This is a genomic window from Sphingopyxis sp. Geo48, assembly GCF_949769155.1.
GTDB lineage: Bacteria > Pseudomonadota > Alphaproteobacteria > Sphingomonadales > Sphingomonadaceae > Sphingopyxis.
This window is the reverse complement of sequence record NZ_CATKPA010000005.1, coordinates 122,598-145,292: the sequence shown is the minus strand read 5'-3', so window position 1 is coordinate 145,292 and position 22,695 is coordinate 122,598. Positions and strand designations below refer to the sequence as shown.

The following is a 22,695-nucleotide window of genomic DNA, read 5'->3' as shown; positions in this document are numbered from 1 at the left end:
AGCGGCGCCCGTTTCCGCGCGGTTCAGGCGGGGGTTCGCGCCTGGACGACGGGGAAGTCGATCTCGGTTCGGAAGGCTTCGTTGACGTAGTTGGTGAAGCTGTTGAGCGCGACGTGCAGAACGATCTCGAGCGCCTGTGCATCGGTATATCCTGCCTCTCGAAGCGCAGCGACATCGGCCTCGGCGACATGGCCGCGATTGTGGACAAGCGCGGCGGCGAAGCGGACGGCGGCATCGGCGACCGGGTCGTTCGACGCGCCGCTGCGGTTCGCGGTCATCTCGGCATCGTCGAGCTTGGCGACATTGCGCCCGAGATAGGTGTGGGCGGAGAGGCAATAGCCGCAGCCGTTTATCTCGGCGACGGCCAGCGCGATCCGCTCGCGCGTCGCGGCGGGCAGGCTGCCCTTGCCGAGCGCGCCCATCAGGCCGACATAGCCTTCGAGCGTTTGCGGGCTCGTCGCGACCAGCCGGAACAGGTTGGGGACGCTGCCGATCTGGGCCTTTACGGCCTGAAGCATGGCTTGCGATGCGGCGGGCGCCGCCTCGATCGTCGCGGGAGTGGGGATCAGGGACATGGGTTCGACCTTTCGTCTGGGGGCCGGGGTTGGCCTGCCGCTGATATAGATCCTCCATATTTCCGAGAGTATTGGTCGATTGCGAAAACTATCCTTCCATATTATGGAAGGAAGATGGATCGGTTCGAGGCCATGCGGACGCTTGTCGCCGCGATCGACGGCGGCAGTCTTTCCGCTGCGTCGCGCGCCCTCGGCATTCCGCTGGCGACCGTGAGCCGCAGGGTATCGGATCTGGAAGCAAGGCTGGGTACCCGGCTGGTTGTCCGGACCAGCCGCCGACTCATCCCGACCGAGGAAGGCGCCCCCTTCATTGCCACGGCGCGGCGCATTCTCGAGGATTTGGGCGAAGCGGAACGCGCCGCCTCGGGCGAATATCGAGCGCCCCGCGGCGAATTGCTGGTCACCGCGCCGATCATGTTCGGCAAGCTGCACGTCGCGCCGATCGTTCATGATTTTCTGGCCATCTATCCCGATGTGACGGTGCGACTGGTGCTTTCGGATGCGGTGGTCGATCTGGTCGAAAATCATGTCGACGTGGCGGTGCGGATCGGCAACCTTCCCGACAGCAGCCTGATCGCGCGCCGGGTTGGTCAAGTGCGGTGGGTCGTTTGTGCCAGCCCCGACTATCTCGCGCGCCACGCTGCGCCCGAAAAACCCTCCGATTTGTCCGGTCATGCGTGCATCGCTTTCGAGGGGCTGCAGACCTATCGCCAATGGCCGTTCGGTATCGGAGGCAACGCAGCGTCGATAGCCATCCGGCCGCGTTTTTCGATTAACACTGCCGACGGCGTCATCGACGGCGCGATCAAAGGTCTCGGCGTGGCACGGATCATGTCGTATCAGGCGTCGGTCGGGGTCAGCGAAGGTCGGCTGGTTCCCATCCTTGAGTCCGACAGCCCGGCGCCGATCCCGGTCCATCTGGTTCATTCCGCCCAAGCGCTGCAGCCCCTGAAGTTGCGCGCCTTCATGGATTTCATGATCCCGCGGATCGAGCGCGTTTTGACGCGCATCGACCAGGTCTTTGACCGGCGTCGCGCGGAAGGCCGCGTCGGGTAGGGCGAAGGCGCCCCTGGCGCCGGGGAAGGGGCGCAGCAAGCTGTCGGGCGGCAATGCGGGACTGATCGTCGTCGGGGTCGCGGCGCTGGTCGGCATCGGCCTGCTCGTCGCGCTGGGTGACACCAAGGGTGATTGCACCGGGGGCGAGTGCAACAACAATTAGCGGCCGACTGACGGGCGGACCAGATTGCCACAATGGCGGCGATTGTGACGCCATCATTTACGGTCCCTTCATCGCCTTCGCGATAGGCAGGCGGCGAGGGACCGCTCATTCTGGATCGGTCATGCCCAATATCCGCGAAATCGAACGGCTGCGCGCCGAACATGCGGCGATCGAGACGCTGTCGCGCTTCCTGCTGGCGCTGGTCGCGGCGCCGCATCCGCCGCGCCCGACCGAACTCGCCGCGGTGCGCGGGATGCTGCGCGACACGCTGGTTCGACATCTGAAATGCGAGGATTGGGCGCTCTATCCGCGCATGCAGTCGAGCGGCGACGCCGAGGTGATGCGGATCGCGAGGATCTTCGTCGATGAGATGGGGCATATCGCGGGCGATTTCGCCGCCTATGACGCGCGCTGGACGCCCGAGGCGGTCGAGGCCGACTGGGACGCGTTCCGCGGCGAGACCATCGGTATCCTCGATGCGCTGGGAATGCGGATCGAGCGCGAGGAGCAGCAGCTTTATCCGCTGGCCGAACGCCTTCCCATCGGCGGAGAGCGGCAGGTGCCGCCGCCGCGCGCTGCCGCCTGAGGTCGGTTTTCTCGCCTTTTCACAGACGGTTCATCGACATGTCATCGCCGTGTCACGCCTTCGCCGCAGTGCAGCAATCTGACCGATCTAGAGCCCCCGCGACCCCGGCGCCATTCCGGTGCCGGACAAGGGGATATCCGAATGACGACCTATTTTTCGCGCGGCTTGCGGGCCGGAGTGGCGGCGATCGCGGTGCTGGCCGCGACGCCCGCGCTGGCGGACGAGGCTGTGGACGGGGCGGCGGGCGACGCCGCGGCCGATGACGCGGCCGGCTATGGCGACGACATCGTCGTGCTCGGGCAGGGCGAGGCGCGGCAGGTGCAGGAAATCGGCGCCGCCGACATCGCGCTGGAAGTGTCGGGAATCAGCCCGCTGAAGGCGATCGACAAGCTGCCCGGCGTGAATTTCCAGTCGGCCGATCCCCTGGGGGCCTATGAATGGTCGTCGCGCATCTCGATCCGCGGTTTCTCGCAGAACCAGCTCGGCTTCACGCTGGACGGCATTCCGCTGGGCGACATGAGCTATGGCAACCATAACGGCCTGCACATCAGCCGTGCGATCATCAGCGAGAATGTCGGCCGCGTCGAAGTGGCGCAGGGCGCGGGTTCGCTCGCCGCGGCATCGTCGAGCAATCTTGGCGGGACGATCGAATTCTTCTCGCGCGAGCCCGCCGAACAGCTCGGCATCGACGTCGCCGGCACCTGGGGCAGCGACGAGAACAAGCGCGTCTTCGCGCGGCTCGACAGCGGCGAGATCGTCCCCGGCGGGCCGCGCCTGTCGCTGAGCTATGCCTGGCAGGATGCCGACAAGTGGAAGGGCGACGGCGCGCAGCGGCAGGACCAGGTCAATGCGCGCATCGTCCAGCCGGTCGGCGACGGGCAGGTCTTCGCTTTCGTCAACTACTCGAACCGCCGCGAGAACGACTATCAGGACCTCAGCGCCGAGATGATCGGCCGTCTCGGCTACAAGTGGGACAATTTCGCGAAGAACTGGGACTATGCGGTGCTGATCGCCAGCATCTACCAGAACCAGAATGCCCGCGCCGCCTATAATGCCGGGATCGCGAACGGAACGATCCCCGCAGGCACGCCGTTCGTCGCGCCCTATGCCGGGGTCGGCGAGACCTTTCCGCTGCTGATCAAGACGGTCGACGACGCCTATTATGACGCGTCGGGGCTGCGCAAGGACTGGCTGGCGGGCGTCGGGCTCGACGTCCCCTTCAACGACTATTGGTCGATGAAGCTGCAGGGCTATTATCACGGTAACGACGGCCGCGGTCTCTGGTACACGCCCTATGTCGTGACCCCCGGCGGCGCGCCGATCACGATCCGCACCACCGAATATGAGATCGAACGCTATGGCATCGTCGCGTCGAGTAGCGTCACGCTGGGCGCCAACACCGTCGAAATCGGCATGTGGTACGAGGATAACGACTTCAACCAGGCGCGGCGCTTCTATGGCCTCGCCGACACGCGCGGCGCCCCGAGCCGTGGCAGCCTGACCTTTCCGAAAGACCCGCTCGCGACGCAGTGGGAGTTCGATTTCAACACCCAGACGCTGCAATATCACGTGCAGGACACGCTCGATCTGGGCGCGCTGCGTCTCAACGCAGGGTGGAAGGGGCTGCGCGTCACCAACAAAGCGACCCCGATCGTCAGCGGCGGTCTCGCCTCGGGGCGGACCGAGGCGAAGGACTGGTTCCTGCCGCAGGCGGGCCTGCTCTATCGCCTGAACGACGATAACGAGCTGTTCGCGAGCTATACCCAGAATATGCGCGCGTTCGAATCGTCGGCCACCGGCGGTCCCTTCGCGACGACGCAGGCGGGCTTCGATGCGCTCGACCTCAAGCCCGAAACCTCGACCACCTATGAACTGGGGTTCCGCACCAGGTCGCGCGTCTTCCAGGGCGTGATCGCGGGCTATTATGTCGACTTCAAGGACCGGATCATCGCCTTCGCCAACGGGTCGGGCATCCAGGGCAATCCGGCAATCCTCAGCAACGTCGGCGACGTCCGCTCGTGGGGCATCGAGGCGGCGGGGACGTTCAATGTCACCCCCGAACTCTCGCTCTTCGCCTCCTACGCGTACAACGACTCCGAATATCGGGACGACGTCGTGAATGCGGCGGGCACCGTCATCGTCGCGACCGCGGGCAAGACGGTGGTCAATTCGCCCAAGCATCTCGCGAAGGGCGAGATCACCTGGGACAACGACCATCTGTTCGCGCGCATCGGCGCCAACTACACGTCGAAGCGCTATTACTCCTACCTCAACGACGCGGCGGTCGGCGGCTTCGTGATCGTCGATGCCAGCATCGGCTATCGCCTGAACGAGAAGATCTCGATCCAGGCGAATGCGACGAACCTGTTCGACAAGGCCTATGTCTCGACGATCGGGACGAACGGTTTTGCGAACAGCGGCGACAGCCAGACCCTGCTGGCTGGGGCGCCGCAGCAGTTCTTCGTGACGCTGAAGGCGGGGTTCTGACGCCGCTCCGATCGACGCCTTGTGATTGACTGGGATGGCGCGGTCCAGCTAGGGCCGCGCCATTCTCTTTTTTCGGAAGTTGCATCATGACCGACACGCCCCCCGACCATCTGTCGACCAACCCGCGCTCGCCCCATTTCGACATGGAGGTGCTGCAGCGCGGCATCGGCATCCGCTTCAAGGGCAAGGAGCGCACCGACGTCGAGGAATATTCGATCTCGGAAGGCTGGATCCGCGTCGCCGCGGGCAAGTCGAAGGACCGGTTCGGCCAGCCGATGACGATCAAGCTGTCGGGCGAGGTCGAGGCGTGGTTCGAGGATGCGGGCGCCGACAAGCCGGACGACGGCGCGGCGTCGGAAGACTAACTACCCATCGTCATTGCGAGCGCAGCGAAGCAATCCAGAGTAGCGTCAGGCCGCCCTGGATTGCTTCGCTGCGCTCGCAATGACGTGTCTGGAATAATTTCCGCTCAGCGGAGCGAGGCGACGACGAGGTCGAGGCCGTTGCCGGGCTTCCAGTCGTTCGCGGCCCATCTGGGCTCGCCGCCGCCGAAACGGTGGTCGGGCTTCGCGTCGCCATCGGCATAGATGAAGCCCTGCACCGGATTGGCGCGCAGCCCAAGGTCGCCGATCGGGGCGTACCAGACGCGCACCGCGCTCCAGTCGCCGGCGGCGCTGACGTCGACGACGCGAACGTTGCGCTCGATCTGGCCGCGACGGCCGCCGATCGGCGACCAGTTGGCATGGTCGATCAGGATTTCGCGATCGCTGACAACCTTCTTGACGACGGCGACATGGCCGAGCGGCATACCGCTGGTGCCGGCGAAGGCCATCACCGCGCCCTTGCGCGGTTCCCGCCCGCGCTCATAGGCGCCGGCGGCCTGTGCCCACCAGGTCTTGGCATTGCCGCGAATTTCGACACCCGACTCGGCGCGGGCGAAGGGGACGCACTGCAGATAGTCGCGGGCCATAGCGGGGACGCTGGACAGCAGCGTAGCGCACAGGGCGAAAGCACCCAGAAAGCGGCGATGGAACATGGAAGGCGACCCCCGTTTGGCTTGTCTTCAAGCGTTGGAGCGTCTTTGCCGCAGCCGCGAAAAGTCACCAACCATCTAGCGGTGAATCGCGCCGTCGATGCGGTGAGCGGGGGAACCTTTTGTTAAGCCGCTCGATTCGTCGCGCGAGGCATTCCGGTCGTCGCCGTCAGGCCGCGGCGGTGGACGCTGCGTCGGGGCGACGGAACAGCGTCAGCACGTCGGAGGCGGGCATCGGGCGTCCGTAATAATAGCCCTGGATGTTGCTGCAGCCGAGCGTGCGGAGCGTATCGACCTCGACCTCGGTCTCGGCGCCCTCGGCGGTCGTCGACATGCCGAGGCTGTCGGCGAGCGCGACGACGGCGCGGATGATCGCGATCGACTCGATGCTGCCCTTGGCGGCGCCGACGACGAAGCTGCGGTCGACCTTGATCGTCGAAAATTGCGTCTTGCGAAGATATCCGAGCGACGAATAGCCGGTACCGAAGTCGTCGAGGCTGAGGCGGATGCCGAGCCCGATGAGCTGGTCGAGCAGTTGGGCGGCGCCGCCGCCATCGCGCAGGAACACGCTTTCGGTGACCTCGATCTCGAGCCGCTGCGGGGGGAGCCCGCTCTGCGCGAGCGCCGAGACGACGACCGAGGCGAAGGCCGGATCGGTGAGCTGTTCGGCCGACACGTTGATCGCGACCTTCAGGTTCTGCGGCCATTTCATCGCTTCGTGGCACGCGGTGCGCAGCACCCATTCGCCGATCGGCGCGATCAGGCGGCTGTCCTCGGCAAGCGGGATGAAGCGCCCGGGCGAGACGTTGCCGAGCTTCTGGTTGTGCCAGCGGATCAGCGCCTCGAAGCCGTTCAATGTCCCGTCCTCGGCGGTGACGACGGGCTGGTAGTAGAGTTCGAATTCGCCGCGATCGAGCGCGCCGCGCAGTTCCTGCTCCATCACGCGCCGTTCCTCGGCCTGCGCGTGGAGCGATGCGACATAGGCGGCGACGACATTGCCGCCCTTGTCCTTCGACTTGTAGAGCGCAAGGTCGGCGTTGCGGGTGAGCGTTTCGACCGTCGCGCCGTCCTGCGGACCGATCGCATAGCCGACGCTGGCGCCGACGAAGAGCTGGTGGTTTTCGACCACATAGGGACGGCTGATCGTCTGGATGATCCGTTCGGCAAGCTCCTCCGCCGCGGTCGCCGAGGCGACATTGTGGAGCACGACCGCAAACTCGTCGCCGCCGAGGCGGCCGCAGGTCATGCCGCGCTCCATGATCCCCTTGAGCCGTGCCGACACCTGCGCCAGCAGCTTGTCGCCGGTCGGGTGGCCGAGCGTATCGTTGACGGCCTTGAAGCGGTCGAGGTCGATCATCAGCATTGCGCAGCGCGACTTGGTGTCGATCGCCTGCGAGAGAGCGCGGGCGAGATCCTCATGGAGGCTGAGGCGGTTGGGCAGGCCGGTGAGATTGTCGAAGCGCGCCATGCGCGCGATCTGTTCGGCGCTGGCATGTTGTTCGGTAACGTCCGACCCGACGCCGCGGAAGCCCAGGAACTTGCCCGTTTCGTCGAGGCGCGGCGAGGCCGACAGCTCCCACCAGCGCGGCTTGCCGCCTATGGTGACGGGAACTATCAGGTTCGAGAAGCTTTCGCGCCGCTTCATCCGCTCGGCCATGTCGTGCAGCGTCTTCGAGAAATTGCCCGACTCCCAGGCATCGCCCGACAGCGCCTGGAGCAAAGGCACGCCCTCGAGCGCCTCGGCGGTGCCGCCGAGCGCATAGGCGAGGCGCGGCGAGACGTGGATGAGGCGGCGGTTGTTGTCGGTCTGCCACAGCCAGTCGGCCGAGGTTTCCTCGAACTCGCGGAGCAACAGGCTGACCGTCTCGGTCTTTTCGTGCAGCGTTTCCTCGGCGCGCCGGAACCGGACATGCTGCTGGCCGAAACGGATGCAGAAGGTCGAGAGCATCAGCGCGGCGAGGCTGGCGACCGCGGCCATCGGCGGCGATCCGGCGGCGACCATCGCGCCTGCCGCCGACACGCTGACGGGCACGATGAACTGCAGGCAGGCGCGCGGCATACTGTGCGCGATGATCGCCAGTGTCAGCATCATCAGCAGCACGATCATCCATAGCGACAGCACATGGTCGAGCGGCGGCGCGGTGCCGCGCAGCCAGAAGGGGACCGACCACAGCGCCGCGGCATAGAGGGCGTGGCGGTTGCACAGCCGGTATTCGGTGATTCCCGACAATTTGGGGTCACCGAGCGGAAGCTTTACGAAGAGATTGAACGACCAGAGGCAGAAGGCGAGCGCACAGGCGAGCCAGCCGCTGACGATCGGCCAGGGCATCGACGGCGCCATGGTGAAGGCGGCGACGAACGCCATGGCCGCACCCGCCCACAGGCGCAGCGGACCCTTGCCGCGGAGCGGCGCGAGCTGGAGCTGTCGGAGGTCCCCCAGATCCTCGTCGCGCGGCCCCAGCCCCAAAAGGGTCCGCACAGAAACATCCTTGGCAACAATCTGGTCGGTCAGCAGGCTTTTCACGGGGCCTGCTTAGCGCCCGCGGGTTACCCGAAGGTAACTATGCACTTCTTGGTGCTGGATTTTTCGTCCCGCAGCGGGACAGCGGGGAGTGGCTCGTTGGCCGCTCGTCACCCCGGATCACGTCCGGGATGAAGAAAAAGGGAAATGCCCGAAAGCCTCGCCCGCGCGCCTCAGGCCGCCAGCGCGAAGGGCTGGATTTCGCCGGCCAGATATTGCGCGCGCGCCTTCGAGCGGCTGAGCTTGCCCGAGCTGGTGCGCGGCAGGGTGCGCGGCGGGATCAGTTCGACGAGGCAATTCATGCCGGTGATCGCACGGACGCGGTCGCGAATCGTCTCGCGCAGCGCGAGCCGTTCGGCCTCGTCGCTGGTGCGGCATTGGACGAGCACCGCGGGGGTCTCCTCGCCGCCCGGCGCGGTGATCGCGAAGGCGGCAATGTCGCCCGACTTGAAGCCGGGGAGCTGCTCGACCGCCCACTCGATATCCTGCGGCCAGTGATTTTTGCCGTTGATGATGATCATGTCCTTGGCGCGGCCGACGATATAGATGTAACCGCCTGACAGATAACCCATATCTCCGGTGTCGAGCCAACCGTCCTTCATGCAGGCCGCGGTCGATTCGGGGTCGCGGAAATAGCCGGTCATCAGCGACGGGCCGGTGCACCACACCTTGCCGACGGTCTGGTCGGACAGGATGTTGCCATCCTCGTCGCGGACTTCGATCGTCATGTCCTTGACCGCCTTGCCGCAATTGACGATCGCGCGGAAACGCGTCGGCCGGCCGGCGTCGCCTGCGGCGCCCGACAGCTCGGTTTCCTCGACCAGTTCGACGACGATACCCTCGCCCGGGGGCATGATGCTGACCGCGAGCGTCGCCTCGGCAAGGCCGTAGCTCGGCAGGAAGGCGCTCGCCTTGAAGCCCGCGTCGGCGAAGGCGTCGACGAATTTCTGCATCACGTCGGGGCGGATCATGTCGGCGCCATTGCCCGCGACGCGCCAGCGCGACAGGTCGAAACGGTCCGCTACGTGGCTCTGGCTCGAGATGCGGCGTGCGCAGATGTCGTAGCCGAAGGTCGGCGAATAGCTGAGCGTCGTGCCCTCGTTGCGGCTGATCAGGTCGAGCCAGGCGAGCGGACGGCGGGCGAAATCCTCGGTCTTGAGATAGTCGACCGACACCTGGTTGGCGACGGGCGAGAGGAGGCAGCCGACGAGGCCCATGTCATGATACCAGGGAAGCCACGAGACGCAGCGGTCGCTATCCTGCAGCTCCATGCCGTGCGAATGCGCCGACAAATTGTTGAGCAATGCGCCGTGGGTCACCGCGACGCCATGCGGGAAGCGCGTCGAGCCGCTGCTGTACTGGAGATAGCAGGTCTCGTCGCTCTTCTGTTCGGGGAGCGCAGCGATCGGCGCGGCACGCGTTTCGAACTCGCTCCAGTCGATCGGTTCGACCCCGCGCTCGTTCGCCGCGTCGGTCGCCATCGCGGCGATTTCGGGCGGGAAAAACAGCATCTTGGGGTCCGAGCTCGTCAGCTGGACGACGAGCTGGCCGACATAGGAATCGCGCCCGCCGAAGCTGGTCGGCAGCGGCAGCGGCACCGGCCAGGCGCCGGCGTAGATCGTGCCGAAGAAGAGCGCCGCGAATTCGGGGCCGGTTTCGGCGATCAGCGCGATGCGGTCCTCGGGCTGCACCCCCGCGGCGATCAGGCGGTAGGCGGTGCTGAGCGCGTCGGCCTTGAGCTCGGCGTAGGAATAGGCGCGGGTCAGGCGCCCGCGCGGATCGTGGAAATTGAGGCCGCGCGTGCCGCTGGCGGCATAGTCGAGCGCTTCGCCGACGGTGGCGAAGTCCGAAAAGCGGCGCGGCTGGGCGCAGAAGGTCGGCGTCGGCACGAGCGCGTCCGCCGCGGGGGCAGGTGTGTCGGTCATAAAGGATGCTGAGTCCCGGGAAACAGGGCGCGCGGCAACAATCATGTCATCTTTCGGTGCCATCGTTTGTTTGCGCGACCTCTGACAGTTGGAACGAATTGGCCCTTTCGCGGGCCGTTGGGCCCGATATGCGGGTTCTGATCGTTCTCAATCGGGCCCGACTGTGGCACAAACATGGCATATGGCCAATCGTCGCAATCCATCCGACCGGCGCAGGGCGCGACTTGACGCCGCGCGGCTCGACGAACTGGCGCTCGCCTATGTGGCGCGTTTCGCGACGAGTCGGGCCAAACTGCTGCGCTATCTGTCGAGAAAGGTTCGCGAATCGGACTGGATCGACGAGGGTGAGGCCATGGCGGCGTGCGAGGCGGTGGCCGACCGGATGGAACGGCTGCGCTTTCTCGACGACAAACACTATGCCGCGATGCGCGCCGGCGCGATGACGCGGCGCGGGCTGGGGGTGCGGCGGGTGAAGGCGCAGCTCTTCGTCGACGGCATTTCGGCCGACGACAGCGGCGAGGCGATTTCGGAGGCCGAGGAGAGGGCGCTGGCGTCCGCGGTCGGTTTCGCGAAGCGGCGGCGCCTCGGGCCGTTCGCGTTGCGTGCGGCCGACGATCCGAAGGAGCGCGAGCGGCAGATTGCCGCCTTTGCGCGCGCGGGGCACAGTCTGGCGCTCGCGCGGCGCGTCCTCGCCGTCGCGCCGGGCGACGAGGCGGCGCTGGCGGCGCTGGACGGCGAAGCGGCGCTCGATTAGGCCTCCGGCGAGCGAGAAAGAGGATTTGCCGATGCGTGCCCTGATCACCGCCCTTGCCCTGTCGCTTGCCGTGCCGCTGACGGCGTGCGGCCGCGATGGCCGCGAAGCAACCGACGAGGCGACGATCCCGCTGACGATCGCGATGGCGGGCCAGACGCACAATTTCCGCGTCGAGGTCGCGCGCACGCCGGAAGAGCAGGAAAAGGGGCTGATGTTCCGGACCAGCCTGCCCGCCGACGGCGGAATGCTGTTTCCCTTTCCGAAGCCGAAGATCGCGAGCTTCTGGATGCAGAACACCGTGATCCCGCTCGACATGATCTTCGTCCGCGCCGACGGCAGCATCGACCGGATCGCCGAGAATACCATCCCCGAATCGCTCGAGCCCGTGGTCAGCGGCGGCGAGGTCGCGGCGGTGCTCGAACTCGCGGGAGGGACGTCGGCGAAGCTCGGGCTCGACGAGACGGCGAAGGTGACGTGGAAAGACGAGAAATAGGGTTGCGGCGCGCGGTTTGCGGCTTGCTTAGCGCGGGGGCTTGCCTGTAAACGCCACGCCATGAGCATCCTTGGCAAGATTTTCACCTGGTGGGACGGCGCGACCTTCGGCACGCTGCTGGATAGCTGGAAAAATGGCGAGAAGGTGGGCGAGGACAGCCTCGGCAACACCTATTATCGCGCTCGCAAGGGCAACCGTCGCTGGGTCATTTACAAGGGATCGAACGACGCGAGCCGCGTGCCGCCCGAATGGCACGGCTGGCTGCACGGCACGCTCGACGAATTGCCCGGCGATGCGCTGCCCGCGCCGCGCGCCTGGGAGAAGGAACCGAGCGCCAACCTGACCGGCAGCCTTGGCGCCTATCGCCCCGCGGGCGCGCTCGAACGCGGCGGCCACCGCGCCGCGGCGACCGGCGATTACGAGGCGTGGCGTCCCGGCGCCGACTGAGTTCGCGTGACGCCCACCGCAACCCGGATCACGCTGCTGGCGCTTGTCGCAGCGACCACGCTCACCGCCTGCGATCGCGGCGGGGGCGGCAAGCGGCCGGGCGAGACGAGCGCGCAGCTCGCCAAGTCGGACCATGTTCCGAAGGAAGTCGGCGGCATCGCGGGAGCGACCCCGATGGAGCAGCGCGTCGCGGTGCTCGGCCTGCTCAACAAGCGCAACGGGCTGGTCCGCGAGATCGAGATGAAGCCCGGAGAAAGCGCGCGCATTGGCCGTGCGATCGTCCGCCTGCGCGCGTGCGAGATGACCGCGCCGTGGGAAGATCCGCCCGAGACCGGCGCGTTCGTCCAGCTGACCGTTCAGGATCAGCGCGACGACAAATGGTATCGCGTCTTTTCGGGCTGGCTGTTTCGCGAACGGCCCGAACGCAATGTCATCCAGCACCCGATCTATGACGTCTTCGTCAAGAGCTGCGCGATGACATATCCGGGCGGCGAACCGGTGGCTCGTCCCGCGCCCAAATCGGCCTCGGCGGCGCCCAAGGCGTCGAGCGCGCCCCAGTCGCCCGCGACGAACGGCGGCGAGGGCACGCCCGCGGCGCCTGCGCCCGCCCCCGCTGCCGCGGCGCCCAAGGCTGCGCCGTCGCCCGCCCCGTCCGACAGGACCGAATAGAGCCGTCCCAGATAATCGGCCTGGCTGATCTCGATCGCGCCGAGGCTGGCGAGATGCGGGGTGATGAACTGGCAATCGAGCAGCCGCCACCCGCCCGCGATCAGCCGCGCTACGAGATGGGCGAGCGCGACCTTCGACGCGTCGCGGGTTCGGCTGACCATCGATTCGCCGAAAAAGGCGCGGCCGAGCGAGACGCCGTAAAGACCGCCGGCCAGCGCGCCGTCCAGCCAGACTTCGACGCTGTGCGCGTGGCCGAGGCGGAACAGCCGTTCGTAGCTCGCCTTGATCACCGGGTTGATCCACGTCGTCGGCCGGTCGGCGGCGGGCTCGGCGCAGAGCGCCATCATGTCGGCGAACGCGGTGTCGGTGGTGACGCGAAAGCGGTCGGAGACGATGACCTTCTTGAGGCTGCGCGACAAATGGAAGCCGTCCAGGGGCAGAATCGCGCGCAGCCGCGGCTCGACCCAATGGACCGACGGGTCATCCGCCCCGTCGGCCATCGGGAACAGCCCCTGCGCATAGGCGCTGAGCAGCAGCGCGGGGTCGATCGTTTCCTGATGCCGCGTCAGGAGGCGGGCTTCACAAATTTCAGCGTCATGCGGTCCGATTCGCCGATCGCGAGATATGTGTCGCGGTTCGCGTCGCCCTCGGTCAGCGTCGGCGGCAGCGTCCACACGCCCTTCGGATAATCCTTCGTGTCCTTCGGGTTGGCGTTGATCTCGCTCTTGCCGGCAAGCTTGAAGCCCGCCGCTTCGGCGAAGCCGATGATCGAGCTTTCCTTCATATAACCCGATTTCTCTTCCTTCGCGCTGTCGTCGCTTTCGTTCAGGCGGTGGTCGACGATGCCGAGCGTGCCGCCGGGTTTGAGCATCGCGAAAATCTGCTTGAAGGCTTCGGCGGTGTTGTCCTTGCCGTCGAAGCGCCAATTGTGGACATTGCGGAAGGTCAGCACGACATCGGCGCTGCCGTCGGGCACCTTCGGCCCGGCGCCGGTCGCGGGAAATTCGGCGAGCTTCACTGCGCCATAAGTGGCGGCGTCGGCGGCCTGCTTCGCCTTGACGCGGGTCAGCCCGCGGTCCCACGGCGCGGCGGCATAGAGCGTGCCGCCGCCTGTTTTCGCCAGCGGAGCGAGGATTTCGGTGTACCAGCCGGCGCCTGGCCACAGCTCGACGACGGTGTCGCCGGGCTTCACGCCGAAGAAAGCGAGGGTTTCGGCGGGGTGGCGATATTTGTCGCGGGCGACGTTGGCGGGGGTGCGGGTCGGCGCGGCGACGGCGGCGGCGAGGGCATCGCCCGGCTTCGTGGCGGAATCCTTCGCGACCGCATCGTGCGAAGGGGCGCTGCAGGCGGCGGCTACGGCGGTCAGCAGCGCGGCTATTGCAACGGGACGGAAATGACGCATATCGGCACCTCGTTCTTGGGGGGGAAGGAGCCCCTGTTTGCGAAGGGATGCGCGTCAATGCAAGGGTCGATGCTGACGGTGAGCGCGATGGGCGCTGTGGTCGCGGTGGTCGCCGAGATCGCCGACTATCGCCGCCGTCACCGCCGCGACGTCGATGCGGTCGGTTTCATGCCGTGGCGGGGGATCGCGCTGGTGGGAGTAGCGGTCGCATTGCTCGCCGCCGCGTTCGCGTTTCATCCGCAGCCATGACGTTCAGCCCCGGTTTGGCGGCCGTGCGCGAAGGCCGTGCTGTGAAGCCATCCAACCCCATCCGCGAGGCCTGGATCCGTCGCAGACTGATCCTGGGACTGTTGACCGCATTCGCAGCGGGTTCCTGCCTGGCGCAGGAAAAGGCGGCCGATGGCGGATTAAAGACGTCCGACTTTCCCGACCTGAAAGCCGCCCTTGAAGCCTGGGCGAAGGTCGGCGGTACGCTCGTCGTCGATCGGGACTATGATTTCGCAGTCCCGGTGACTGTCATCGTCCTGCCAAACCTCTCGTATTTGCTGAAAACCGACGGCGCGCGAACGCTGCGATATGTCGGACCGCCCTATCATTGGGCCCTGTCGATCTATTCGGAAGGAAAGACACCGGTACGGATAGAGGGCAGGCTGACCATCGATGGCACCAACCGGGTGTGCATTCCCTTTTACGCGAAATTCGACAAGGTCGACGGCGAGCTGCGCCGCGACTTCGTCGTCGATGGCCTGACCTGTCGCAACGCGCGCATGGCGCCTGTCATCAGCCCGATCGACGGTGCGCGCGTGAATCTCTACGGGGCCTGCGGAATGTTGTTTGCCGGCGGGTTCGACCATCTGTCCCTGCGGCATGTGGCGGTCGAAAATGTCACCCGTGCGCCCGGCGCCGGAACGCCGTTCCTTCAGGGCTGCGTGGGAATCGGCGTGACGGCGAAACTCGGCGGGACGACGAGTGCCCGTCATGTCGCGATAGAGGATTTCACGGTGGTCCGCGTCGATAGCGAGGATGCGCCGCGTTCCGACCGACGGGTGGATATGGACGGCGTCCTGGTTTTTCAGTCCGAAGAAAGGGGCGGGACGCGCCCTTTGATCCAGCGCGGTGTCATCCGCGAGGCGGCCGGCCGCGCGGTCAAGGTTTTCGCGCCGGGCGGGGGCGGGACGACGCGCCAGCTCCAGATCTACCGGTCCGTGCCTTCGACCGTCTCCGGCGCGGTCGAGATCGATCACCAGCATGGCGACGGACTGATTGCCGATATCGATATCAGCTATTCGGGTCGCGCCCACATCACCCCTACGACCGTCATCGGCATGGGCAGCACCGGCGCGCGCGCGCGTGGTTTTCCCTATGCCGCCGGGGAGGTCAGGGACATAAGAATCCGGGATCGCACCGGCACCCCGAAATTGGTGCTGGTCAGCGTTTATTCGAGCGCGACCGACCCGAGCCCCCGCGCATTCGCGCTGACGAGAATTTCTGACGACGGGACGGTGCGCAACCTGCTCATGACCGGGGCTCTGGGAAACTATGGCCCGGTAAAAGTGACGCTGGACGAAATCGACGTCAACCTGACGGTGTCGGTGGTCGTGTCGGACGATCCGACGCAATTGCTGAGCGTTCGGGCGCGCCGGTCGATATTCAGCCGCGGGCGACCGGTGCGCATCAAGGCGCGCCACGACGGCGCGAAGGTGTTCATCGGCAGGGAGATTCGCGCGGATGTGGACGCGACCGTCAAAGGTCTCGACATGCTCGCGCGCTGATCGGAGCGGGTTGGGGCAGGCCCTAGAGGCAAGCCTCGAGATAGGGCTGGTCGAAGCCGTACTGGCGCGCCTTTTCCAGCGTATAGGGGCGCAGGCCCATCGCGCGATATTCGCCGACGATCTTGCCGTCCTTGTCCTCGTCGAGATACTCGAACTTGAACAGTTCCTGGGTGACGATGACGTCGCCCTCCATGCCGATCACCTCGGTCACGTTGGTGACGCGGCGCGAACCGTCGCGCAGGCGCTTGATCTGGATGATCATGTCGACCGAGTCGGCGATCTGTTTCGAGATTGCTTCCTTCGGGATCTTGATGTCGCCCATCAGAACCATGTTCTCCATACGGCCGAGGCATTCGCGCGGGCTGTTGGAGTGAAGCGTACACATCGAGCCGTCGTGGCCGGTGTTCATTGCGGCGAGAAGGTCGAAACATTCGGCGCCGCGGACCTCACCCATGATGATGCGGTCGGGACGCATACGCAGCGCGTTCTTGACGAGATCGCCCATATGAATCGCGCCGTTGCCCTCGAGGTTCGCGGGACGCGTTTCGAGCGGCAGCCAGTGCGGCTGCTGCAGGCGAAGTTCGGCGGCGTCCTCGATCGTCAGCACGCGCTCGCCGGGGTCGATCATCTTCGACAGCGCGTTGAGCATCGTCGTCTTGCCCGAGCCCGTGCCGCCCGAGATGACGATGTTGAAGCGGCTGGCGCCGGCGATCTTGAGCGCGGTGCACATCTTCTGGCTCATCGCGCCCCATTGGCAGAGCATGTCGAGGGTGATCGGCTTGGCCGAGAATTTACGAATCGAGATCGCGGTGCCGCGAAGCGAGAGCGGCGGGACGATCACGTTGACGCGGCTGCCGTCCTTGAGGCGGGCGTCGGCGAGCGGCGTGGTCTGGTCGACACGGCGGCCGACCATGTTGCAGATGCGCTGGGCGATCTGGAAGAGATGCTGTTCGTCGCGGAACTGGATCGGCGCAATGACCAGCTGCCCCTTGCGCTCGACATAGGTCTGGTACGGACCGTTGACCATGATGTCGCTGATTTCGGGATCGGCGAGCAATTCCTCGAGCGGGCCGAAGCCGAGCAGCTCGTCGACGAGCACCTTTTCGAGCGCGAACTGCTCGCGGCGGTTCAGCGTGATGCGCAGTTCGGTAAGCACTTCGAGGATGATCGGGCGGAATTCCTCGGTCAGCTCGTCCTTGCTCAGCGTCGCGGCGGCTTCCGGGTCGACGCGTTCGAGCAGACGCGGCAGCACCTGTTCCTTGATCTTGTGGACGCTGGCCTCGAAGCCCTGCGCCTTTTCGGGCTCGGCCATTTCGGCGGTCGAGCGCTGGTTCAGCCGCTCCATCGCCTCTTCTTCGGGCGACAGGTTCAACGAGAGCGGTGGCGCTTCGGCGGACGGCGTGTCGAGGGCAGGGAATTGCGACCCCCCGCCGAAGCCGGGGCCAGTCTGCATCGGCTTGGCCACGCCGAAGGCGGGGCGGCCAGCGGTACCGGGTCGGCGTCCGAATGCGCTCATCACATCATCCTGTTTTAAACCAACAAGCTGGGAAATTTGCCGATTTTCATGGCCAAGTTCCCATTCGATACGGTGAATAAATCGGAAACTTTGACATTCTCCTAATGCGAAGGAGGTTGTGGCATCGCGCATGTAAAAAGGGCCCGCATCCGGTGGATGCGAGCCCTTTTGATGCGCCGTGGACGGCGAAAATCAGCCGGCGATATGCTCGGCGAGGACGGTGAGGCCGGCCTCGTTGACTTCGGCGAAGCCGCCTTCGACCTCGATCGTCTCGGGGGCGGCGCCATTGGTCGCATAGACGGTCAGCGGGCCGTTGCGCAGCGTCGCCATGAACGGCGCGTGGCCTTCGAGCACCGAGAAGTCGCCCTCGCTGCCGGGTACGGTGACCATATAGACATCGCTCGACCGCTCGAGGCGGGCGGGGGTGACGAGTTCGAACTTCAGAGCCATTCTCAAATCTCCCCCCTCCCGCTTGCGGGAGGGGTCGGGGGAGGGACCGTTTCGTTTATAGCGGAGGGCAGTCCCCTGACAGGCCCTCCCCTAACCCCTCCCGCAAGCGGGAAGGGGAATTTGATTACGCAGCGTCGGCGGCCAGCTTGGCGGCCTTGGCGACCGCTTCCTCGATGCCGCCGACCATGTAGAAGGCCGCTTCGGGGAGGTGGTCGTACTCACCGTCGACGACGGCCTTGAACGACTTCACCGTGTCTTCGATCGCGACGAACTTGCCGGGGATGCCGGTAAAGACTTCGGCGACGTGGAACGGCTGCGACAGGAAGCGCTGGATCTTGCGCGCGCGGGCAACGACGAGCTTATCTTCTTCCGAAAGCTCGTCCATGCCGAGGATCGCGATGATGTCCTGCAGCGACTTGTACTTCTGCAGCGTTTCCTGAACGCGGCGGGCGGTCTCGTAATGCTCCTGGCCGACCGTGGCGGCGGTCAGCACGCGCGAGGTCGAGTCGAGCGGATCGACGGCGGGGTAAATGCCGAGTTCCGAGATCGCGCGGCTCAGCGTCGTCGTCGCATCGAGGTGGGCGAACGAGGTTGCGGGAGCAGGGTCGGTCAAGTCGTCCGCGGGAACGTAAATGGCCTGTACCGAGGTGATCGACCCCTTGGTGGTCGAGGTGATGCGTTCCTGCAGCGCCCCCATGTCGGTCGACAGGGTCGGCTGGTAGCCCACGGCCGAGGGAATACGGCCGAGCAGCGCCGACACTTCCGAACCCGCCTGCGTGAAGCGGAAGATGTTGTCGACGAAGAACAGAACGTCCTGGCCTTCCTGGTCGCGGAAATATTCGGCCATGGTGAGGCCCGACAGCGCGACGCGGGCGCGGGCGCCCGGGGGTTCGTTCATCTGGCCGAACACCAGCGCCACCTTCGACCCTTCGGGGGTCGGGTTGCCGTCGGCGTCCTTGGCGATAACGCCGGCATCGAGGAATTCGTGATAGAGATCGTTGCCTTCGCGGGTGCGTTCACCGACGCCCGCGAACACCGACACGCCGCCATGGCCCTTGGCGATGTTGTTGATCAGTTCCTGAATCAGAACGGTCTTGCCGACGCCGGCGCCGCCGAACAGGCCGATCTTGCCGCCCTTCGCATAGGGCGCGATCAGGTCGATGACCTTGATGCCGGTGACGAGGATCGCGGCTTCGGTCGACTGGTCGACGAATTCGGGAGCCTTGGCATGGATCGGCGCCGACATGTCGCTGTTCACCGGGCCGCGTTCGTCGATCGGGTCGCCGATGACGTTGAGGATGCGGCCGAGCGTCTGCGGGCCGACGGGGACCGAGATCTGCGCGCCGGTGTCGCGAACCGGCTGGCCGCGGGTCAGGCCGTCGGTCGCGTCCATCGCGATGGTGCGGACGGTGTTCTCGCCGAGGTGCTGCGCGACTTCGAGGACGAGGCGGTTGCCGTTGTTCTCGGTCTCCAGCGCGTTCAGAATGGCGGGCAGCTCACCCGTGAACTGGACGTCGACAACGGCGCCGATGACCTGCGCGACGCGGCCGGTGGCGGTCGCGTTCGACTTCGCCTTGGGGGCAGCGGTCTTGGTGGCGGCCGGCTTCTTCGGCGCGGCGGCCTTCTTGGCGGGAGCCTTCTTCTCGGCGGGTGCGGTGGCCATGGTCTTCTTCCTTGCTTGGATAGCTTACAGCGCTTCCGCGCCAGCGATGATTTCGATGAGTTCGGTGGTGATCGCCGCCTGACGCGTGCGGTTGTAAACGATGGTCAGCTTGTTGATCAGGTCGCCCGCGTTGCGCGTCGCATTGTCCATCGCGGTCATCGACGCGCCCTGTTCGGACGCGGCGTTTTCAAGGAGGCCCTTGAAGATCTGGATCGTGACGTTGCGCGGCAAGAGGTCGGCGAGAATCGCCTCTTCGTCGGGTTCGTACTCGACCGCCGCGCCGCTCGACATCGGGGCTTCGGCCGGGGCGGGAACGGGGATCAGCTGCTGGCCGGTCGCGATCTGGAGAAGCGCCGAGCGGAACTTCGAATAGAAGAGGTGCGCGACGTCGAAGGCGCCGGCCTCGAACAGCTCCATGACCTTCGCCGAGATTTCGTGCGCCTGCTCGAAGCCGATGTCGCGGATGCCGGTGGTTTCGTAATTCTCGATGATCTGGCCGGGGAAGAGGCGGTTGATCACCGGGCGGCCCTTGCGACCGACCAGGAAGAACTGGACCTTCTTGCCCTGTGCCTGCAGCTCGAGCGCCTTGTCGCGCGCGGCCTTGACGATGTTCGAGTTGAACGCGCCGGCAAGGCCGCGGTCGCTGTTGAGCACGACGAGCAGGTGCGTGTCGCTCTTGCCGGTGCCCGACAGAAGCTTCGGCGCCGAATCCGACGCGCCGACCTTCGACGCGAGGCTGGCGACGACGCCTTCGAGCCGCTCGGCGTAGGGACGCGCGGCTTCGGCCGCGGCCTGCGCCTTGCGCAGCTTGGCGGCGGCGACCATCTTCTTGGCCTTGGTGATCTTCTGGGTCGACTTGACCGAGACGATCCGCCCTTTGAGTTCCTTCAGACTGGCCATCAAGCCTCTCTCTGTGTGTCCCCGCGAAGGCGGGGACCCATGAACCCCCGCCTTCGCGGGGGTACACGTTATGGGTTACGCGAAAATCTTGGCGAAGGCGTCGAGCGCCGCGACCAGGCTCTTCTTGGTGTCGTCGCCCAGATCCTTGGTGTCGCGGATCGCTTTCAGCACATCGGCATGGTCGCTGCGCAGATAGGCGAGCATCGCCGCTTCGTAGCGCGACACGTCGGTCGTCGCGACATTGTCGAGATAGCCGTTGGTGCCGGCGAAGATCGACGCGGTCTGTTCCTCGAACGGCATCGGCTGGAACTGCGGCTGCTTGAGGAGCTGCGTCAGGCGCGCGCCGCGGTTGAGCAGCTTCTGCGTCGAGGCGTCGAGGTCCGAACCGAACTGCGCGAACGCTTCCATTTCGCGATATTGCGCCAGTTCGAGCTTGATCGAGCCCGACACCTTCTTCATCGCCTTGGTCTGCGCGGCCGAACCGACGCGGCTCACCGACAGGCCGACGTTGATCGCCGGGCGGATACCCGCGTTGAACAGGTTGGTTTCGAGGAAGATCTGGCCGTCGGTGATCGAAATCACGTTGGTCGGAATATACGCCGAAACGTCGCCCGCCTGCGTCTCGATGATCGGCAGCGCGGTGAGCGAGCCCGAGCCATTGTCGCTGTTCATCTTTGCTGCGCGCTCGAGCAGGCGGCTGTGGAGATAGAAAACGTCGCCGGGATAGGCTTCGCGGCCCGGCGGGCGGCGCAGCAGCAGCGACATCTGGCGATAGGCGACGGCCTGCTTCGACAGATCGTCATAGACGATCACGGCGTGCATGCCGTTGTCGCGGAAGAATTCGCCCATGGTGCAACCGGTGTAGGGTGCGAGGAACTGCAGCGGCGCGGGCTCCGACGCGGTCGCGGCGACGACGATCGAATATTCCATCGCGCCATTTTCTTCGAGCTGGCGGACGATCTGCGCGACGGTCGAACGCTTCTGGCCGACGGCGACGTAGATGCAATAGAGCTTCTTCGATTCGTCGGTGCCCTTGTTCGCTTCCTTCTGGTTGATGAAGGTGTCGATCGCGACCGCGGTCTTGCCGGTCTGACGGTCGCCGATGATCAGCTCGCGCTGGCCGCGGCCGACGGGGACGAGCGCGTCGAGCGCCTTGAGGCCGGTCTGGACGGGTTCGTGGACCGAGGTGCGCGGGATGATGCCCGGCGCCTTCACCTCGACGCGCATGCGCTTGTCGGCCTTGATCGGGCCCTTGCCGTCGATCGGGTTGCCGAGGCCATCGACGACGCGGCCGAGCAGGCCCTTGCCGACGGGGACGTCGACGATCGTGCCGGTGCGCTTGACGGTGTCGCCTTCCTTGATCTCGCTGTCCGAGCCGAAGATCACGATACCGACATTGTCGGCCTCGAGGTTGAGCGCCATGCCCTTCACGCCGTTGGCGAATTCGACCATCTCGCCGGCCTGCACATTGTCGAGGCCGTGGACGCGGGCGATGCCGTCGCCGACCGACAGCACCGAGCCGATCTCGCTGACCGTGGCGTCGGTGCCGAAATTGGCGATCTGGTCCTTGATGACCTTGCTGATTTCAGCGGCGCGGATTTCCATTGTTGAGCCTTTCATCGGGCAAATTTGGCGTGCGGGCTTCTCAGCCCTTCATCGCCTGGGCGAAACTGTTGAGACGGGTACGGATGCTGCCGTCGATCAGCTGGCTGCCCAGCTGGACGACGAGGCCGCCGAGGATGGCGGGGTCGACGGTGGTCGCGATCTGGACGTCGCGGCCGACACGGGTCTTGAGGTTCGCGGCGAGCGCCTGCAGCTGCTCGGCGCTCAGCGGATGCGCGCTGGTGACCTTGGCGGTCACTTCGCCGCGGTGCGCGGCGACGATCGCGTTGAAGGCGCCGATCATCCCGCCGAGGTCTGCAAGCCGGCGGTTCTCGGCGAGGACGCCGAGGAAATTGCCGGTCAGCGAATCGAGGCCGAGCGACTGGGCGACCGCGGCGATCGCCTTCGCGGCGTCGGCGCGGCTGATCACCGGGCTCGAAACGAGCGCCTTGAGGTCGGCCGATTCGGCCAGCGCGTTGCCGAGAACCGAGAGGCTCTTCTGGACGCTGTCGATCGCGTTCGATTCGCGCGCCAGATCGAACAGCGCGCTGGCATAGCGGCCCGCGAGGCCCGCCGTGATGTTGCCCTGAATGCCGCCGGAATTCTCCACGCGCGAAAGTCCTTTTCTACGATCCCTTGGGGGATGGCTGCGCGGATTTTCCCGGCGTCCGAAGACACCCC

At 65.9% G+C, this 22,695-nt stretch carries 21 protein-coding genes and 1 pseudogene; 10 read left to right on the top strand and 12 right to left on the bottom strand.

The genetic code is table 11. The features are described from left to right. Window positions 1-23: 23 nt before the first annotated feature. Window positions 24-575, bottom strand: coding sequence for a carboxymuconolactone decarboxylase family protein (locus QOL79_RS16565; protein ID WP_058455205.1), 552 nt, complete (start codon window positions 573-575; stop codon window positions 24-26). Between the two features lie 114 nt (window positions 576-689). On the opposite strand from QOL79_RS16565, the gene QOL79_RS16560 reads away from it, so the two are divergent. The 5 genes from QOL79_RS16560 (at window position 690) to QOL79_RS16540 (ending at window position 5,232) form a co-directional block, all read left to right on the top strand. Further along, window positions 690-1,631, top strand: a complete 942-nt coding sequence (locus QOL79_RS16560) for a LysR family transcriptional regulator (protein WP_283420177.1) — start codon at window positions 690-692, stop codon at window positions 1,629-1,631. Beyond that, entirely contained in the window at window positions 1,597-1,794 is a 198-nt protein-coding gene (locus QOL79_RS16555; protein ID WP_283420176.1) for a hypothetical protein, read from the top strand. Before QOL79_RS16560 ends, QOL79_RS16555 begins: the two co-directional genes overlap by 35 nt. 121 nt (window positions 1,795-1,915) lie before the next feature. Next, window positions 1,916-2,380 (top strand): hemerythrin domain-containing protein, encoded by a 465-nt coding sequence (locus QOL79_RS16550; RefSeq protein ID WP_283420175.1) that lies wholly within the window; start codon window positions 1,916-1,918, stop codon window positions 2,378-2,380. Window positions 2,381-2,521: 141 nt separating this feature from the next. Next, window positions 2,522-4,867, top strand: a complete 2,346-nt coding sequence (locus tag QOL79_RS16545; protein ID WP_283420174.1) for a TonB-dependent receptor — start codon at window positions 2,522-2,524, stop codon at window positions 4,865-4,867. 86 nt (window positions 4,868-4,953) lie between these two features. Continuing rightward, a complete protein-coding gene (locus tag QOL79_RS16540) occupies window positions 4,954-5,232 on the top strand; it encodes a DUF3297 family protein (protein ID WP_058455200.1) in 279 nt (92 codons plus the stop codon). Window positions 5,233-5,336: 104 nt separating this feature from the next. Here the strand turns inward: QOL79_RS16540 and QOL79_RS16535 are convergent, their stop codons facing one another. From QOL79_RS16535 to QOL79_RS16525, 3 genes are all read right to left on the bottom strand, one after another. Further along, window positions 5,337-5,903, bottom strand: coding sequence for a CHAP domain-containing protein (locus QOL79_RS16535; protein WP_058455199.1), 567 nt, complete (start codon window positions 5,901-5,903; stop codon window positions 5,337-5,339). 166 nt (window positions 5,904-6,069) lie between these two features. Next, window positions 6,070-8,424: a putative bifunctional diguanylate cyclase/phosphodiesterase gene (locus QOL79_RS16530; RefSeq protein ID WP_058455198.1), complete on the bottom strand. Its 2,355-nt coding sequence runs from the start codon at window positions 8,422-8,424 to the stop codon at window positions 6,070-6,072. A gap of 170 nt (window positions 8,425-8,594) precedes the next feature. After that, a complete protein-coding gene (locus tag QOL79_RS16525; protein WP_058455197.1) occupies window positions 8,595-10,346 on the bottom strand; it encodes a fatty acyl-AMP ligase in 1,752 nt (583 codons plus the stop codon). A gap of 181 nt (window positions 10,347-10,527) precedes the next feature. On the opposite strand from QOL79_RS16525, the gene QOL79_RS16520 reads away from it, so the two are divergent. The 4 genes and pseudogenes from QOL79_RS16520 to QOL79_RS16505 form a co-directional block, all read left to right on the top strand. Continuing rightward, complete coding sequence (locus QOL79_RS16520) at window positions 10,528-11,100, top strand: regulatory protein RecX (RefSeq protein ID WP_058455196.1); 573 nt, start codon at window positions 10,528-10,530, stop codon at window positions 11,098-11,100. A gap of 31 nt (window positions 11,101-11,131) precedes the next feature. Continuing rightward, window positions 11,132-11,593 (top strand): DUF192 domain-containing protein, encoded by a 462-nt coding sequence (locus tag QOL79_RS16515; protein ID WP_283420172.1) that lies wholly within the window; start codon window positions 11,132-11,134, stop codon window positions 11,591-11,593. A gap of 60 nt (window positions 11,594-11,653) precedes the next feature. Next, complete coding sequence (locus QOL79_RS16510) at window positions 11,654-12,040, top strand: NADH:ubiquinone oxidoreductase subunit NDUFA12 (RefSeq protein ID WP_204991991.1); 387 nt, start codon at window positions 11,654-11,656, stop codon at window positions 12,038-12,040. 174 nt (window positions 12,041-12,214) lie between these two features. Beyond that, window positions 12,215-12,451 (top strand): annotated as a pseudogene (locus QOL79_RS16505) (DUF2155 domain-containing protein); the annotation flags it as partial. 35 nt (window positions 12,452-12,486) lie between these two features. Here the strand turns inward: QOL79_RS16505 and aat are convergent. Beyond that, window positions 12,487-13,278 carry a leucyl/phenylalanyl-tRNA--protein transferase gene (gene aat / locus QOL79_RS16500; RefSeq protein ID WP_204992078.1) on the bottom strand — a complete coding sequence of 264 codons (792 nt, stop codon included), beginning with the start codon at window positions 13,276-13,278 and terminating at the stop codon, window positions 12,487-12,489. After that, on the bottom strand, window positions 13,275-14,111 hold the full coding sequence (locus QOL79_RS16495) for a class I SAM-dependent methyltransferase (protein WP_283420171.1): 837 nt from the start codon (window positions 14,109-14,111) through the stop codon (window positions 13,275-13,277). Before QOL79_RS16495 ends, aat begins: the two co-directional genes overlap by 4 nt. 47 nt (window positions 14,112-14,158) lie before the next feature. Here QOL79_RS16495 and QOL79_RS16490 point away from each other — a divergent pair, with 47 nt between their 5' ends. Further along, the gene (locus tag QOL79_RS16490) at window positions 14,159-15,883 is read left to right on the top strand and encodes a hypothetical protein (protein WP_283420170.1); all 1,725 of its coding nucleotides are present in this window, start codon (window positions 14,159-14,161) and stop codon (window positions 15,881-15,883) included. A gap of 22 nt (window positions 15,884-15,905) precedes the next feature. Here QOL79_RS16490 and QOL79_RS16485 read toward each other — a convergent pair whose 3' ends face one another. The 6 genes from QOL79_RS16485 to QOL79_RS16460 form a co-directional block, all read right to left on the bottom strand. Next, a complete protein-coding gene (locus QOL79_RS16485; protein ID WP_058455191.1) occupies window positions 15,906-17,399 on the bottom strand; it encodes a TadA family conjugal transfer-associated ATPase in 1,494 nt (497 codons plus the stop codon). A 192-nt stretch (window positions 17,400-17,591) separates the two neighbouring features. After that, entirely contained in the window at window positions 17,592-17,849 is a 258-nt protein-coding gene (locus QOL79_RS16480; protein WP_058455190.1) for an ATP synthase F1 subunit epsilon, read from the bottom strand. A 124-nt stretch (window positions 17,850-17,973) separates the two neighbouring features. Further along, entirely contained in the window at window positions 17,974-19,512 is a 1,539-nt protein-coding gene (gene atpD, locus QOL79_RS16475; RefSeq protein ID WP_283420169.1) for a F0F1 ATP synthase subunit beta, read from the bottom strand. 24 nt (window positions 19,513-19,536) lie between these two features. After that, window positions 19,537-20,412, bottom strand: coding sequence for a F0F1 ATP synthase subunit gamma (locus QOL79_RS16470; protein ID WP_058455189.1), 876 nt, complete (start codon window positions 20,410-20,412; stop codon window positions 19,537-19,539). A gap of 75 nt (window positions 20,413-20,487) precedes the next feature. Beyond that, entirely contained in the window at window positions 20,488-22,017 is a 1,530-nt protein-coding gene (gene atpA / locus QOL79_RS16465) for a F0F1 ATP synthase subunit alpha (RefSeq protein WP_283420204.1), read from the bottom strand. Between the two features lie 40 nt (window positions 22,018-22,057). Then, complete coding sequence (locus QOL79_RS16460; RefSeq protein ID WP_283420168.1) at window positions 22,058-22,624, bottom strand: F0F1 ATP synthase subunit delta; 567 nt, start codon at window positions 22,622-22,624, stop codon at window positions 22,058-22,060. Window positions 22,625-22,695: the final 71 nt, after the last annotated feature.